The sequence below is a fragment of the Candidatus Melainabacteria bacterium genome, assembly GCA_016193285.1.
GTDB lineage: Bacteria > Cyanobacteriota > Vampirovibrionia > 2-02-FULL-35-15 > 2-02-FULL-35-15 > JACPSL01.
Genome location: JACPSL010000037.1, coordinates 17,248 through 33,223 on the forward strand (window position 1 = coordinate 17,248; position 15,976 = coordinate 33,223).

Consider the following 15,976-nt stretch of genomic DNA (forward strand, 5'->3'; position numbering starts at 1 on the left):
TCAATGGAAATAAAATTAAAAAAGAATCATAAATATAACAAACTAATTTCAATTGAATTATCAGAAAATAATTTAATTGCTACTGAAGTGCAGTTTGTTAAAAATAAAATTTACATTACAGGTACATTTACTTTAAACATCCCTATACTTCAAGATATCAATCAAACAATAAGTTTAATAAAAGAAGGTATAAAAAAATCAAATATAAAAACTAAAGATACTGTTATTGGTCTTTCAATGCAATATTTTAAACTTTTTCCAGTTCCACTTCCCGCAACAATTCCTCTTGATGAAATTGATCAAATTATTTTACAAGAAGGCAATATTGATTTAAATAATAATTGTGTTTCCTGGTTGCCTTTAAAGAATACTCAGAGACAAGAAACTGATGGCATAACACGTTACGATGTGCTTGGCATCTCAGCTCAAAAAGCAATAATAAATATTGCTTTTAACATAGCTAAAAAATGTGGATTAAAATTAGTTTCTGTCACTCCATCGTTTTTAGGAGTTGGTGCTTTCTTAAGTGAAACTATTACCAGCAATTTAACAGCAACTCTTTGGGTATCTCAAATTAGATCAGAGCTTGTTATATGGACAGGACAAGAACCAATATATGAGCACTTATTTTTAACACATCAATTAAATGAACAAGTTTTTCAATCAATTAATCTTATAGAAACTCAGCTTATTGGTACTAAAGTTGCTGCTGTTTATGTTTATGGCCCTAATTTTTCTGGCATTGATAAAACTAAAGTTCCATATAACTTACAATCGTTTACTTTACCTCCAGATATAGTAGACTCTGGAAAAATTTTACAAAAAAACAATATAAACGAAATCATAGCCTCATTAGGATTAGCATTAGCGGCAAGTAATAATACACCTTATCTTGTCCCTAATTTACTTATTCCTATTAAAAGCAAAACAAAAATTGATACTATTCAGAATTTAAAAAATGTTTTCAAGGATCTTTCTAAATCTCAAAAAAATCCTAAAAAAGGATTTAAACTACCTTTTAAAATTGATTCTAAGTATCTTGATCCTCAGTTAACTAAATATATTACTTGCGCATTTGTTGTTTTCTTCTTTTCTTTTTTGATTAGTTTTTTTATACAAAGTTTCTTAATGCCTGGTGTAGTTGCTACTCAATCTCTTTATGAAAACAAAATTACTCTTGCTCAAATTCATTTAAACAAACTTTTAAATTTTGAAAAAGCAAACAAGATATTTAAAATAAAAAATGATTACTTCTCAAGCTTAATTGATAAAAGAATGCCATGGTCAAGGATATTACAGGAAGTTGCAAAAATGACACCAAAAGAATTGTGGATAGATAGACTTGAAATTAAAAATAATAATATTGATATTTTTGGCAGAGCATTGAATGTTGATGCTGTTGCTAACTTTTCTATTAACTTAAACTACACTGCAATGTTACTTGGCAAAGCTCAAATTATTGCACTAAAGAAATTTGATGAAGAAGGAATTGAAATTATCGAATTTCAGGTTTCAAGCAGAGTTAATGAAAAGGAAAAACCTTACAAGAAAAACAATTCAGATGTTATCTCTGATGCTAGTAAAAAAACATAATTTTTTAAATTTTAATTTAACTATCTTTATGGTGTGTTTGAGTATTTTATTCTTAGCACCTTTACTTTGGATGATTTCAACCTCACTAAAGACACCAGAACAAATTTTTTTACCTTATATAAAATGGATACCAAACCCAATTGCTTGGGATAATTACATTAAAGTATTTGATTCTGTAAATCTCGTTCAAGCAATTCTAAACACAACGTTTATTTCAATTTTAAACGTAATTGGTGTTTTAATTTCATCATCACTGGCTGCTTATGCTTTTAGTGTTTTAAAGTGGAGATTTAGGGATTTATTTTTTTATGTAACTCTTTCAACAATGATGTTGCCTGAAATGGTTACACTAGTTCCTCAATTTATTTTATTTCAAAAGCTTGGGTGGTATGGAACATATTTACCTTTAATTGCACCAAGTTTTTGTGGCAATGCATTTTATATATTTTTACTAAGACAATTTTTTCTGACAATTCCACGTGAGTTACATGAAGCAGCAAGTGTAGATGGTTGTTCAGAATTTAGTATTTATAAAAATATTTATTTAAAACTTTCAATCCCGGCTTTATCAGTAGTAGCACTTTTTCAATTTTTACTTAGCTGGAATGATTTAATGAAACCATCAATATATTTAATTAATCAAAATCAATACACTTTATCATTAGCTCTTCAACAATTTAAAGCTCAACATGGTGGTACTGAATGGGCATTACTTATGGCAGCAAGTACAATTATAGTTCTTCCAATTGTTATTATTTTCTTTTTTGCTCAAAGAACTTTTGTGCAAGGCATTACTATGACAGGAATAAAAGAATAATTGACAATTAATAATTGACAATTGATAATAAGGGGTGTAAGTTTAAGTGGGTTAATGAGTCTCTGATTTTCTAGAAGGCCCTCATCGTCTAGTGGCCTAGGACATCGCCCTTTCACGGCGGTAACACCGGTTCAAATCCGGTTGGGGGTATAATTTGGAGCTTTAGCCATAAACTACATTCCATAACAAACTCCAAGAATTGGAATTCCAAGATTAAATATCATCTGAGCACACATTTAACTCCCGCGCTCTTCTTGCAATGAGTTCTGCATATTGTGAGCCAAAATCTAAAACTGCGACAAAATCATGAAACTCTAAATTGCTATCTTTAGTTTGCTGAAGTAATTCATTGCTTGATATGCTCATCTTTTAATTGTTTGTAGGGAGTTCAACTACAGTTAGCCAAAAATCTTCAATTGATTTTACAACAGAAAGGAATCTCTCAAAATCAAATGGTTTTAAAACATAACAGTTTGCATGTAGGTTATAACTTTTAAAAATATCTTCCTCAGCTTTTGAAGTGGTTAAAATAATTACAGGGATTCTTTTTAGACTGTCATTAGCTTTTATTTCCTCTAAGACTTCACGCCCATCTTTTTTAGGAAGATTTAAATCAAGCAAAATGATATCCGGTGTTGCAACGTTTTCATATTTACCTCTTTTTAAAAGATAATCCATGGCTTCAACACCATCTTGCACCACTATAATTTTATTTTTTACCTTGGATTCCTTAAATGCTTCAATAGTGAGTTTCGCGTCTCCAAGATTATCTTCAACAAGTAATATCTCAGTAATTTTATGGTTATTTAAATTCATGTTTTTCTTTTGTTGGCAGTGTAAAATAAAATGTACTTCCTTTACCTGGTTCTGAATCTACCCATATTTTTCCAGCATGTTGTTCTACAATCTTCTTGCAGATTGCAAGCCCAATACCAGTTCCTGGGTATTCTTGTCTAGTGTGTAATCGTTGAAAAATTACAAAAATGCGATGGGCAAATTGTTTATCAAAACCAATACCATTATCTTGTACACTAAATAAGTATTCTCCCTCTTTCTTCTCATATGAAATATTAATTTGAGGTGTTTCTTCCTTTTTTCCATATTTAATTGCATTTGCTATTAGATTTTGAAATAGTTGAGTAAGTTGAACTTTATCACCTGTGATTTCAGGAAGCTCACTAAAAGTCACTTTAGTACCAGTTTCATTAATTGTTAATTTCATGTCTTTAAGTATTGTGTCTATTATTTCTTTACAACTTATTATCTCGGGAGATTTTCTTTGTGTTCCAATTCTTGAATATTTAAGCAAATCATCAATAAGTTGTTGCATTCTTTTTACTCCATCTACTGCGAAGCTAATATACTCTCTGGCATTATCATCCAGTTCGTCAGAATATTTTTTAGCTAGAAGTTGTGTATAGCTTGCGACCATTCTAAGTGGTTCTTGAAGGTCATGGGAAGCTACATATGCAAAATGTTCTAGTTCTTTATTGGATTTTTCAAGTTCAATACTCTTAGTTTTTATTATTTCTTCTGCTTTTTTTCGTGCAGTAATGTCAACAACAGATGCAAGTACAGATATCCCTTCAGTTGTTTTAATTGGATTTAGACCAATCTCAATTGGAACTTCAGTACCATCTTTTTTACGACCAGAGAGATCCCGATTTGTACCCAGTGCTCTGGTTTTTGGTTCAAGAAAGAAATTATTTCTATATACAACATGTTTGGTTCTAAAACGTTCAGGTATAAGTATTTCAATTGGTTGACCAAGTAATTCACTCTGAGTATATCCAAAGAGAATTTCAGCTTGAGAGTTAACAAGACTAATCTCCCCTCCTTTCTCGACCATAATTAGTGCAGTGGTAGCAGATTCAGTAACGAGGTGGAAATTCTCTTCAGCTTTAACCTGCTTTATTCCAATAATGGTAATGAACCAAATTGCAACAATTGATAATACCCTGTTAAAGACAGCCTTCCAAACCTCTATACCTGGTGGTGACAAAAAGAACCCTACGACTGTAGCTATGGTCCCAATAACTGCATATAACAAAATCAATTTTATATCTCTTGAAATCAAAAGAAGAGATATTACTAGTATGTAAGTAATGCCTACAGCCATACCAAGTGGTGTGATGGTGTCTAGAAGAAAAAAAGCAATCATCAATAGAGTGCTGTAAAATATGATTTTTATCTTGTTTTTTGTAATGCTATTCATTTGCGTTTTGTATGCGGGGAATCTTTTAGGCTAACGGTTCTGGACAAATGATTTATAGAGTTCTTAACTTAAGTAACAATACCACGATTTTAAATCTTTCCCAAGGTTCTTTTTTTTTTATAAAATGTGATATTCAAAAGATTAGAAAAATGTTGCATTGAAGAACACAATAATTCATGTTATAATTTAAGGAAAAAACAGGGAGAATAGTATGATCGACATACTTCTTCTGGAAGATAATCTTGGTGACGAGAAGCTAGTTGAAGAAATGCTATTAGAAAATAACAATGATTTTCATCTAACATGCGCTAGAAAACTTTCAGAAGGAATAAAATATTTAGAGAAAAATGCTTTTGATGTTATTTTATTAGATTTAACACTGCCAGATAGTACTGGTTTTAACTCACTTACAGAAATAAAAATTAAAGCTCCAGAAACCCCAATAATTATTCTTACAGGGAGTATTGTAAAACGTCCCGAATTAAAGAAGTGTTTAGATAATGTTGACACTTATTTAGTAAAGGGAGAAATAGATAGTAATTCTTTAGTAAGTGCCATTACTAATGCTGTTCAAAATTTTACTTCATGATATTACATGTAATTTTATGAAAAGATTACTTGCGTGGTCTATGTAGACATACCGCTCATAGCTGGAGGAGTGTTTATACTTTCAGGGACAGTATCCATAGTTGGAGGGTTTTCAGAACTACCCATTGCAAATGGTGGTGGGCCGTTCATTTCAGTTCCACTACCTTCTTCATTACCAGTCATACTAGGTTCTTCAGGTCCAGTCATTGATGGTCCACCTTCTATAGATGGTGTTGGTTTTGGAGGAGTATCCATTGATGGCTGAACAGTTCCAGAGCTATTGTTGTTTGGTTCACTCATGGTTGGACCACCCATCACTGCTCCCCCACTTGGAGTTGGTTCAATGCTTGATCCTTTCGGCCCCTTGGGTCCTTTTCCTGGTGCTAGACATCCTCTATTTTCATTTAACTTTCTTCCTTCTGAAGTATGCCCATCAGTAAACATTACCTGGAACTGCCTATCACCTGTTAGTTTCAATTTTATTTTTGTAGTTTTACTGTCTTGTGACAGAGCAGTAAGTTCAACTTCATTCTCAGAAATTATTGTTTGCCCTGTTATAACACCATTTAAAAATGCACCGCCTTGATGGACAGTACCTTCAAGTTTTCCTTCTTTCACGCATAGCTTAAAAGTAATTATATTTGAGCTTGGTGAATCATCTGTTATATGAGCCAGCAACTTTCTTGCGGGAGTTTTAGAAGTCAAGGTTGGTGTCGGAGAAGAAACAATGACCGGACAAAGAATATTTTGATCAGCATTAGTATTACTCTCTGTGCAATCGTTGTTAGTATTTTTGGTGCATCCTTTATATACGCTAGTGAATTTGTCAAAGCAGACGTTATCATATCCGTTATCTGAGCAGATATTAAAATAAGATGTTTGGCTGGACTCTAATTCTGTACAAGTTTTTGCAGTTGTGGCAGTAGGTATTGGGGTTGGCTCACTTACTGGCTTTTTAACTTTTACTTTCCAGATACCTGTAAATTTTGAATTTAAAGTAACTGCTACATCACTTGAGTTTGTAGTTTGTCCAATTACCACATCATTTCCTACAATTAAAAAACTAAAACATATAATTAATAAAAATAAAATTCCAACTACAAAATTAACTTTTTTCATTTGCATATCTCTTTTTTTTACTTCTTACTTTTATTATATAGAGATTAAATTTCAAGATTATTAAAGATTGTTAGAACTAAGTCCGTTAATGGTTTTAAACTAATTTAATAGCTCCACTGTGGGTTTAGTACTACTCTCCACCCCTATCACGGGACTTTCCTGCAGTATTTTGTTTCTGCAAAAAGGGGAGATCCAAAACATGATGGCATATACAACATAAATAAAATCAGATATGATAGTCACTGAGTAATCAAAGTGCGATTTATTGTTTATAATGCAATGACAGCTGAGATAAAAAATTTAGACACGCAAAAAATTTCTTTTAAGGGAGGAAAAATTATAGTACCTCCTAAGGTTGCAATACCCTTTATTGAAGGTGATGGTACTGGTCCAGATATTTGGAAGGCAACTAAAAGAGTATTAGAGGCTTCAGTAAAAATTGCTTATAAAGGTGAAAAAGAAATTTCCTGGGTAGAAGTTTTAGCAGGACAAAAGGCCTTTGATCAAACAAATAATTGGTTGCCAGAAGAAACTTTAAATAAAATCCGTGAATATAAGGTAGCAATTAAAGGTCCATTAACTACTCCTACTGGTGGTGGTATTAGAAGTTTAAATGTAACTTTAAGACAAATATTTGACTTATATGCATGTATAAGGCCTGTTAAATATTTTGAAGGAATTTCAACTCCTGTAAAATCTCCTGAAAAAGTTGACTTAGTCATATTTCGTGAAAACACAGAAGATGTTTATAGTGGCATTGAATTTCAATGGAGCTCAAAAGAAGCGAGTAAAGTACAAGAGTTTCTAGCTTCTTTAGGACATAAAATTCGTTCAAATTCAGGCATAGGTATAAAACCAATTTCTGAATTTGCAAGTAAAAGGCTTGTTAGAAAGGCCATTGATTTTGCTATTAAAAATAAAAAACCATCAGTAACTTTAGTCCATAAAGGCAACATCATGAAATACACAGAAGGTGCTTTTTGTAAATGGGGTTATGAAGTTGCATTAAATGAGTTTAGAGACAATGTTATTACTGAGGAAGAAATAACAAAAAGTAAAAATAAAGATTTTAAAGATGAAAAAGTTTTAATTAAAGATCGTATTGCTGACAATATGTTTCAGCAGCTTTTAACAAGACCAGATGAATACTCAATTATTGCAACTACAAATTTAAATGGTGATTATTTATCTGATGCTTGTGCTGCTCAGGTTGGAGGATTAGGTATTGCTCCTGGAGCAAATATTGGGGATGAAATTGCAATATTTGAAGCTACACATGGAACTGCACCAAAATACGCAAACCAAGATAAAGTAAACCCAGGTTCAATGATTTTATCTGGTGTTATGATGCTTGATTATATGGGCTGGTTAGAAGCATCTGCTTTAATTTTAAATGCATTTTCTAAAACAATAAAACAAAAAAAGGTAACTTATGATCTTGCCAGGCAAATGACAGAATCTGTCCTTTTAAAAACCAGTGAATTTGCTTCTGCAATTATTCAAAACATGAACTAGCTTTATACTTTTAGTATGAACAACTTTTTTATAAAACAAATGCAAGTTGGACCAATGGAAAATTTTATTTATTTTATTGGAGATAAAACTACAAATGAAGTTGTAGTAATGGATCCAGCATGGGATGTTAATTTCTTAATTGACGAGACTAAAAAAAATAATTTAATTATTAAAGCTGCTTTACTAACACATGGGCATTTTGATCATACTAATGGTGTAGAGGAATTATTAAAGCATTTTGATATTCCTGTTTATATAAATAAACACGAAGTAGATTTTTTTAAGCTTAATTCTGGAAAGGAAAATTTAAAGGAAGTAGAATCTGGTGAAAAATTAAAAGTTGGGAATATTGAAATTTGCTTTGTTCATACTCCTGGACATACACCAGGTTCTCAATGTTTTTTAATTCAAAACAATTTGATATCTGGGGATACATTGTTTATTGATGGTTGTGGTAGGTGTGATTTACCAGGTGGGGATGTAAATCAAATGTTTGACACTATTTATAATAAACTTATGAAAATGAGAGATGATACAATAATCTTCCCTGGACACAATTATGCTAAAAAGAAATATGACTCTTTGTTAAATCAAAAAAAAACAAACCCATATATGCAGTACGATAACTTAATGACATTTATAGGAAAAAGATTACCAACTTAGCTATTTCACTGTTCTACTACAAACAAACCACCAGTTATTTGATCTCTTAAACCAAAACTTGGATGAATAGGATCTAATTTGTCTCCTGTAAAAACTATATTTCTAGGACCTGGTGATGTACCACTAGCACATGTAATGTCTACTATGATTCCTGGCAATTGATCTGGTTCTTTTGTTATTTCTTCAGTTGACGAACATCTTGGATCTCTCTTACAAGGCTTATCAGGAGAATCTTCACATTCCTCACATTCGACATAAGGAGAGATTGGTACACTTGCATCCATTACATTACTTATAGTAATTCCTGGTCCGCTTATTGACAATGTTCCAAAATTGTTACTAATATTGTCACCCCAAAATTGAACACTTGTTAATGTTTCACCAGGCATAATTTTAATTGGTAGTAAAGCTGCACCAACCACATTGTTTATTTCTTCTTCTTTAAGTACATTAGTTAAGTAATTAATATTAAATGCTGAAGCTGAAAGTTCTTTAACATTAAGAGTGATTTTTGTAGTTTCTTTATTAGTTATTTCTATGGGAGTTGAAGTAGTACCAGTTGTAAAATTTAAATCAGGAACAAAACCAAAGAAGTTTCTCATTAAACCATTTTTTCTTACTGGACCATCTAATGGTTCAGCATAGGTATTGTAAGTACCAGAAGGAACTGAATCTATTGTAAATTTCCCATCTATATCAGTTATTGTGCTACAAACAGGTTCTCCAGTATTGGTGTCTTCTAGGACTACATGAGCTCCTTTTACTGGTTTTTTATTTAGTAAAACTTTTCCTGAAACACTTCCATGATTTGTTAGGGTTTCATTGTTTGGGTAAATATTTGAAAGCCCAATTTTATCATCATTAGTTAAAGCATATCTTTCCATGGATATGGGAAGCCCTGTGTCAGCAGCACTTGCTGTTGCTGAGAATTCTAAACCTAATAAGTTTCCAATATTCCTAACTGCAAAATCAGTTAAGTCAGCTCTCGAGATAAACTCACAGTTTTCAAGATCATTTGCTGTAACAGAAGGATCAATTCCTCCTTCAAGAATTGTTGCTTGATCATTGCCTCCAGTTAAAAAATCACCACCAGTTGTATGAAATGCTAAGCATGGATCATTTGTAGGATCAAAGACAATGTCAGCATCTAAAATAGTACCTGGTTTAACCATAATTAAATTATTCATGTAGGTTACTAAATCAGTTCTTGCATAGTTAATGATGCTAACTGAGACAGTTTTATCTGGGATGCCTTCAATATCTTTTGCTGAGCGGAAGGTGATTATATTTCTTCCATCTTCAGCATTAACAGGACCTGAAGCAAACTCTAAAGGTGTAAATTTGATATCTGCAATGTCAACACTTTCCCATAAGTTAGCAGCTTCAGCTACAGAATCTAAAAATGCTTTGTTTGAAATTGGTTTTTGAATATCTTTATCTGATCTTACAAGTAATTGTGATGTGTCAATCTCAAGTTTAATGTTTTTTGAATCATTATGCTTTGCACTAACTGTAAATAATTTATCTGGTTTTATTTTTCTTGGATTTTTATTTTTGCTGTTTTTAAGTTTATTTTTTTTAATTGTGTTTAGTACTTCTTGTAATTTATCAGGTTCTACTGGTTCTCCATCAAATACTAAACCAACAATTCTAGTAAAGGAGAAAGATTTAAGTGGTATGTAGAACATAAATATTATTTGGCAAATAATTAGCAATAGTATTTTCTTTGACATTTATAACTCCTTAATTCCGTCTTTAGACAAAGTAAAAGTATTTTTCTCTTTTTTTTTTGTATTTTCAAGTAAAAAAATCGCCTCTTTTTTAATGGGTATAAATTGAGGTGAAACTGAAGATCTTATAATTAGCCCTTTCTTGGGTAATTCTCCACCTAATACTTTTAATGTTATATATTTTGATTTAGGTAATTCGTTTTTTTTAAATAAATACTTTTTTATTTTTAATTTATATTCGGTTACATAGTAGCCATTAAGTTCTTTAAATTCTTTTTTTATAATTTTTCCTAAAACTATAGCTTGATAATTTTGAGGAATTATTGCATAAGCAATAGTTGTACAAATACATTCAAAAACTATAAGTGTTATTAAGTACTTAAATTTTAAAAAAACATATTTTCTTATCAACATGTCAAAATAATATGACTAGTAGTAATGTTTTTTTGTTGCATGTTCAACAATATTGATGAGTCTTCTTTTACATCACTACAATTAAAAGTTAAATTTTAATTAAACGAGCAATATCCCTTTTTAGCCATATTAGGCTCTTAAAACTCAATCTTGACAAATCATTCAAGATTAAATGTATAATTAACATTGAAAGGTTGCTAATTATGAAAATAACCTCACAAGAAGAATATGGTCTAAGGTGTTTGTTGCAAGTGGCCCAATTAACTTTAAGAAATGAGCTTGCTTCTTTAGAAGACATAGCTAAAGCTGAACACATTACTCCTGATTATGCTGCAAAATTATTAACTCTTTTAAGGCAAGCTAATTTTGTTGAAAGTATACGTGGTAGTAGAGGTGGTTATAAATTAAAGAGAGAATCAGAAAAAATACTTCTTGATGAAGTTGTTAAAGCATTAAGTGGTGAACTATTTGAGACTGAGTCATGTGAGCAGTTTCCTGGAAATAATTTAAAGTGTATTCATATTGGTTGTTGCTCAATTAGATCTGTTTGGTTTTCAATATCAGGTATTCTTTTTAAGATTTTAAAGAAAGTAAGTTTAAAAGATTTACTTCAAAAAGAAGAAACTTTATCAGATTACTTACAAAAACAACTAACTACAGTGACATAAAGAAAGAGAAAGATTATATGACAGAGTTATTAAAAATAAATAATTTAAAAGTAGAAATTGATGGGAAAGAGATCTTACATGGATTAGATCTAACAATAAATAGTGGTGAAATCCATGTATTAATGGGAAGAAATGGCTCTGGTAAAAGTACTTTTTCAAACACATTAATGGGGCACCCTGCTTATAAGATTTTAAATGGACAAATAATTTTTTATGGATCTATAATAAATAATTTCAAACCAGATGAAAGAGCAAAATCAGGTTTGTTTTTAGCTTTTCAATATCCATTAAGTATTCCTGGGGTTACAATTGCTAACTTTTTAAGACAAGCAAATAAAGCTTTAAAAGGTGATTCTATTTCACCTGGAGATTTTAGAAAGTTACTTTATGAAAAAATGGATGAACTTGAAATTGAACATTCATTTGCTAGTCGTTATCTTAATGATGGTTTTTCAGGTGGTGAAAAAAAGAGAATGGAAATCTTACAAATGGCAATTCTTGAGCCTAAGCTTGCAATTTTAGATGAGCCTGACTCTGGTCTAGATATTGATTCATTGAAACTTGTTGCAAGCAGTGTAAATAAGTACAAGGAAAAAAATCCACAAGTTTCAATTCTCTTAATAACACACTATCAACGATTATTAGACTACATTAAACCTGACAAGGTTCATGTACTTATTGATGGAAATATTTTAGAGTCTGGCGGTCCTAAGCTAGCTCTAGAGTTAGAAAAGAAAGGCTATGATTGGCTTGTTGGAAAGGAAGAAAAGGTTTATGGCTGTTGAAATAAATCAAGAATATCAATATGGATTTAGTGATCCAGAAAACTACTTCTTTAAATCTAAGAAAGGACTTACAAAAGAAATTGTCTTAAGTATTTCAGAAATGAAAAAAGAACCTGAATGGATGAGGGAATTTAGGTTAAAAGCTCTAGATGTGTTTTATAAAAAACCAATGCCAAAGTGGGGAGATACAAAGCTTTTAAGTGAAATTGATTTTGAAAATATTTATTACTATGTAAAACCAACTGACAAGCAAGGTAAAACCTGGGAAGAAGTACCAAGGGATATTAAAAATACTTTTGACAGATTAGGTATTCCTGAGGCAGAAAGAAAATTCTTGGCTGGTGTTTCTGCTCAGTATGAGTCAGAAGTTGTTTATCATTCCATAAGAAAAGATCTTGAAAAACTAGGTGTAATCTTCCTTGATATGGATAGTGGTTTACGTGAGTATCCTAGTATTGTAAAAAAATATTTTGCTACAGTTATCCCGATTGAGGATAATAAATTTGCAGCGTTAAATAGTGCGGTTTGGTCTGGCGGATCTTTTATTTATGTTCCTCCAAATACAAATATTGAAATACCTTTACAAGCATACTTTAGAATAAACACTGAAAATATGGGGCAGTTTGAAAGGACATTGATTATTGCAGATGAAGGTAGTTCAGTTCATTATATTGAAGGCTGCACTGCACCAACTTATAGTTCTGATTCATTGCACTCAGCTGTTGTAGAACTTATAGCTCTTAAAGGTGCAAAAATCAGATACACTACAATTCAAAACTGGTCTAAAAATGTTTATAACTTAGTAACAAAAAGAGCTGTAGCTCATGAAGGTGCAGTAGTTGAATGGCTTGATGGAAATATAGGATCAAAGCTTACAATGAAATACCCCTCAATTTACTTGGTTGGTGAGAAAGCTCATGGTGAGGTTGTTTCAGTAGCACTAGCTAGTGGTTCAAATCAACATCAAGATGCAGGAGCAAAAATTATTCATGCTGCATCAAATACTACATCAGTTATAACTTCTAAGTCCATTTCATGTAATGGAGGAAGAGCAAGTTATAGAGGATTACTTAAAGTTTATAAGGATGTAAAAAATGTTAAGTCAAAAATTAAGTGTGATGCACTAATGCTTGATGAAAAATCTCGTTCAGATACTTATCCAACAATGGAAGTGAATGAAAAAGAAGTTCAAATAGAACATGAAGCCACTGTAAGTAAAATTGAAGATGAAAAACTTTTTTACTTAATGAGTCGAGGTATCTCTGAAGAACAAGCGAAGCTAATGATAGTTAATGGTTTTATGGAACCGTTTGTTAAAGAACTTCCTATGGAGTATGCAGTAGAACTAAATAGATTAATTGAACTTGAGATGGAAGGAAGAATAGGATAAGAAGTGAAAACTGTAGAGAAAAAAAATGAACCTGAATGGTTAATTAAAGAAAGAAAATATGCTAAAAATGTAATAATTGATGAACCTCTTATATCAAAACTTACCTTAGAAGGAAGAAAAAAAGATGAAGCAGTCAAAATTTTAATTGTTTTAGAAGAAAATTCAAGTGTAAATTTAATTGATGAAATTACATCAAACTATTCGGATGATTTGCAAACTAATATAGTAGTGGAAATATTTTTAGCTAAAGGTTCAAGATTAAATTATTTAAATCTTCAAACGCTTGATACACAGACTGTCCATCATTTAATTCAAAAAGTACAAATTGAAGAAAAAGCTGAGTTTACAAATTTAATTGTTGCATTAGGTTCTGGAATTTCAAGAGTAACTCATAATATTGATTTGACTGGCAAAAATTCAAGTGCAATTACTTATGGCATTGTTTTAGGCAGTGGATTACAAATATTTGATCATCACACTCAAATAAATCATATTGCTCCATATACCAAGTCTCATCTAGATTTTAGAGTTGCCTTGAAAGATAAAGCACAATCTGCATATACTGGAAATCTTATGATTTCTAAAGAAGCAATTAAGAGTGATGCACTTCAGGAAAACAGGAATTTACTTTTATCAAAAGATGCAAAAGCTGAATCTATTCCTGAGCTAGAGATACTAACAAATGATGTAGTAAAGTGTAATCATGGCGTGACTATTGGTCAAGTAGATAAAGAACAAATCTATTATTTAATGACTAGAGGTTTAAGTGAAAAAGATGCTGAAAAAATTGTAGTAGAAGGATTTCTTGAACCTACAATTTTTAAAATCCCATGTGAGAATATGAGAGAAAAAATAATAGAGAAAATTCAAAACAAGTTGGAGGTTATATAAAAATCAATGTTGACAGTTATAAAAATAAAAAAATCAGACGTTAAAGAAGGGCAAACTAAATCTTTTCAACTTGGTAATAAAAAAGTAGTTGTTTGTAATGTTAGTGGTAGTTATTATGCTATTGAGGATATTTGTTCTCATGATAATGCTGAACTTGTTGAGACTAAAGGACAACTCGTTGATGCTTACCAAATAGAATGCCCAAGACATGGTGCAAGATTTGATGTTAGAACTGGTGAAGCAAAGAAAATGCCTGCAACAAGTCCAATTAAAACCTATAACGTTAAAGTGTTAAATAATAATGAACTGGAGATTGAAATTGTTTGATGTTAATAAAATACGAAAAGATTTTCCTGTCTTAGAAAGAAAAATTTGGGATGGCAAGCCTCTTATATATTTTGATAATGCAGCTACTACTCAAAAACCAAAACCTGTTATTGAATCTTTAGTTCAATATTATGAAAGCTATAATGCAAATATTCATAGAGGAGTTCACAAATTAGCAGAAGAAGCTACAAATGCTTATGAAAATGTTAGAGAAAAAGTAAAAAGTTTTTTAAATGTGCCTGAAGGATATGAAGTAATATTTACTAGAAATACAACAGAATCAATAAATCTTTTAGCTTATTGTTTAGATGAATGTTTTATTAACCAAGGTGAAGAAGTATTGCTTACTGAAATGGAACATCATTCTAATATTGTGCCTTGGTTTTTATTAAAAGAAAGAAAAAATATAAAAATTAATTTTATTCCCATTACGCAGGACTATAAATTAGATTATAAAAGTTTTAATAAGATAGTTAATAAATCTACAAAGATTATCTCTGTTACACATAAATCCAACGTTTTAGGAACAGTTAACAATATAGCTGAAATAACTAAAATTGCTAAAGCTAACAATTCAATTTTTATTGTAGATGCAGCACAAAGTATACCTCACCTGAAAATTAATTTCAGAAATTTAAATTGTGATTTTCTTGTTTTTTCTTCACATAAAATTTGTGGGCCAACAGGTGTAGGAATCTTAATTGGCAAGAAAGAAATCTTAGAAAAAATTCCTCCTTTTTTAGGAGGTGGGGAAATGATAAAAAAAGTAACATTTGATGCTTTTACACCAAATGACTTACCTTGGAAATTTGAAGCAGGTACACCAAATATTGCTGATGTAATTGCTTTTGGCAGTGCGATAGATTATGTAGAAAAAATTGGTTTAGAAAATATTTGTAACTATGAAACAGAATTAACTAAATATGCATTAGGTAAGCTAAAACAGTTTGAGTTCTTGCAAATTTATGGACCACAAGAAGTAAAAGATAGAGCAGGAATTATAACTTTTAGCAATCCATTAATTCATCCACATGATATTGCAACTATTGTAGATCAATACGGGGTAGCAATTAGAGCAGGACATCATTGTGCTCAACCGCTTATGCAAAGGCTTAATGTTATTGCTACTTGTAGAGCAAGTTTTTATTTTTATAATACTAAAGAAGAAGTTGATGTATTTGTAGATGCTTTAGAGAAAGCTTTTAATTATTTTAAGGTCGGAGCATGTAAAAAATTAGAGTTAAGTGAGGTGAGAAAATAA

16 protein-coding genes, 1 tRNA gene and 1 pseudogene are annotated in these 15,976 nt (G+C 31.0%); 12 read left to right on the plus strand and 6 right to left on the minus strand.

Features of this window, described 5'->3' with window-relative positions; all coding sequences use genetic code 11:
* The first annotated feature begins 3 nt into the window (after positions 1-3).
* The 3 genes from HYY52_07955 (at position 4) to HYY52_07965 (ending at position 2,560) form a co-directional block, all read left to right on the plus strand.
* Complete coding sequence (locus HYY52_07955; GenBank protein ID MBI2996618.1) at positions 4-1,593, plus strand: PilN domain-containing protein; 1,590 nt, start codon at positions 4-6, stop codon at positions 1,591-1,593.
* A 28-nt stretch (positions 1,594-1,621) separates the two neighbouring features.
* The gene (locus HYY52_07960) at positions 1,622-2,410 is read left to right on the plus strand and encodes a carbohydrate ABC transporter permease (protein MBI2996619.1); all 789 of its coding nucleotides are present in this window, start codon (positions 1,622-1,624) and stop codon (positions 2,408-2,410) included.
* A 77-nt stretch (positions 2,411-2,487) separates the two neighbouring features.
* Positions 2,488-2,560: transfer RNA gene (locus HYY52_07965), tRNA-Glu, on the plus strand.
* Positions 2,561-2,586: 26 nt separating this feature from the next.
* On the opposite strand, the pseudogene HYY52_07970 reads toward HYY52_07965, so the two are convergent.
* The 3 genes and pseudogenes from HYY52_07970 to HYY52_07980 all read right to left on the minus strand — a co-directional run bounded on the left by HYY52_07970 (position 2,587) and on the right by HYY52_07980 (position 4,625).
* Positions 2,587-2,770: pseudogene (locus HYY52_07970) on the minus strand (hypothetical protein).
* 9 nt (positions 2,771-2,779) lie between these two features.
* On the minus strand, positions 2,780-3,226 hold the full coding sequence (locus tag HYY52_07975) for a response regulator (GenBank protein ID MBI2996620.1): 447 nt from the start codon (positions 3,224-3,226) through the stop codon (positions 2,780-2,782).
* A complete protein-coding gene (locus tag HYY52_07980; protein ID MBI2996621.1) occupies positions 3,213-4,625 on the minus strand; it encodes a PAS domain S-box protein in 1,413 nt (470 codons plus the stop codon). Before HYY52_07980 ends, HYY52_07975 begins: the two co-directional genes overlap by 14 nt.
* A gap of 211 nt (positions 4,626-4,836) precedes the next feature.
* On the opposite strand from HYY52_07980, the gene HYY52_07985 reads away from it, so the two are divergent.
* Positions 4,837-5,214: a response regulator gene (locus HYY52_07985; GenBank protein MBI2996622.1), complete on the plus strand. Its 378-nt coding sequence runs from the start codon at positions 4,837-4,839 to the stop codon at positions 5,212-5,214.
* 38 nt (positions 5,215-5,252) lie between these two features.
* On the opposite strand, the gene HYY52_07990 is transcribed toward HYY52_07985, so the two are convergent.
* Positions 5,253-6,332: a hypothetical protein gene (locus tag HYY52_07990; GenBank protein ID MBI2996623.1), complete on the minus strand. Its 1,080-nt coding sequence runs from the start codon at positions 6,330-6,332 to the stop codon at positions 5,253-5,255.
* Positions 6,333-6,611: 279 nt separating this feature from the next.
* Here HYY52_07990 and icd point away from each other — a divergent pair, with 279 nt between their 5' ends.
* Together icd and HYY52_08000 are read left to right on the plus strand one after the other, a co-directional pair.
* On the plus strand, positions 6,612-7,847 hold the full coding sequence (icd, locus tag HYY52_07995; GenBank protein MBI2996624.1) for an isocitrate dehydrogenase (NADP(+)): 1,236 nt from the start codon (positions 6,612-6,614) through the stop codon (positions 7,845-7,847).
* Positions 7,848-7,862: 15 nt separating this feature from the next.
* Positions 7,863-8,510, plus strand: coding sequence for an MBL fold metallo-hydrolase (locus HYY52_08000; protein MBI2996625.1), 648 nt, complete (start codon positions 7,863-7,865; stop codon positions 8,508-8,510).
* A 5-nt stretch (positions 8,511-8,515) separates the two neighbouring features.
* On the opposite strand, the gene HYY52_08005 is transcribed toward HYY52_08000, so the two are convergent.
* Entirely contained in the window at positions 8,516-10,243 is a 1,728-nt protein-coding gene (locus tag HYY52_08005) for a carboxypeptidase regulatory-like domain-containing protein (protein ID MBI2996626.1), read from the minus strand.
* Positions 10,244-10,654, minus strand: coding sequence for a hypothetical protein (locus tag HYY52_08010; GenBank protein MBI2996627.1), 411 nt, complete (start codon positions 10,652-10,654; stop codon positions 10,244-10,246).
* 203 nt (positions 10,655-10,857) lie between these two features.
* Between HYY52_08010 and HYY52_08015 the strand changes: the two genes are divergently transcribed.
* From HYY52_08015 to HYY52_08040, 6 genes are read left to right on the plus strand one after another with little or no spacing between them, the layout of a single operon-like run.
* Positions 10,858-11,322: an Rrf2 family transcriptional regulator gene (locus HYY52_08015; GenBank protein ID MBI2996628.1), complete on the plus strand. Its 465-nt coding sequence runs from the start codon at positions 10,858-10,860 to the stop codon at positions 11,320-11,322.
* A 17-nt stretch (positions 11,323-11,339) separates the two neighbouring features.
* Positions 11,340-12,107, plus strand: coding sequence for a Fe-S cluster assembly ATPase SufC (gene sufC, locus HYY52_08020; GenBank protein ID MBI2996629.1), 768 nt, complete (start codon positions 11,340-11,342; stop codon positions 12,105-12,107).
* Positions 12,097-13,497, plus strand: coding sequence for a Fe-S cluster assembly protein SufB (gene sufB / locus HYY52_08025; protein ID MBI2996630.1), 1,401 nt, complete (start codon positions 12,097-12,099; stop codon positions 13,495-13,497). Before sufC ends, sufB begins: the two co-directional genes overlap by 11 nt.
* Positions 13,498-13,500: 3 nt before the next feature.
* Positions 13,501-14,388, plus strand: coding sequence for a Fe-S cluster assembly protein SufD (gene sufD, locus HYY52_08030; GenBank protein ID MBI2996631.1), 888 nt, complete (start codon positions 13,501-13,503; stop codon positions 14,386-14,388).
* A gap of 6 nt (positions 14,389-14,394) precedes the next feature.
* Positions 14,395-14,715: a non-heme iron oxygenase ferredoxin subunit gene (locus tag HYY52_08035; protein ID MBI2996632.1), complete on the plus strand. Its 321-nt coding sequence runs from the start codon at positions 14,395-14,397 to the stop codon at positions 14,713-14,715.
* The gene (locus tag HYY52_08040) at positions 14,690-15,976 is read left to right on the plus strand and encodes a cysteine desulfurase (GenBank protein ID MBI2996633.1); all 1,287 of its coding nucleotides are present in this window, start codon (positions 14,690-14,692) and stop codon (positions 15,974-15,976) included. Before HYY52_08035 ends, HYY52_08040 begins: the two co-directional genes overlap by 26 nt.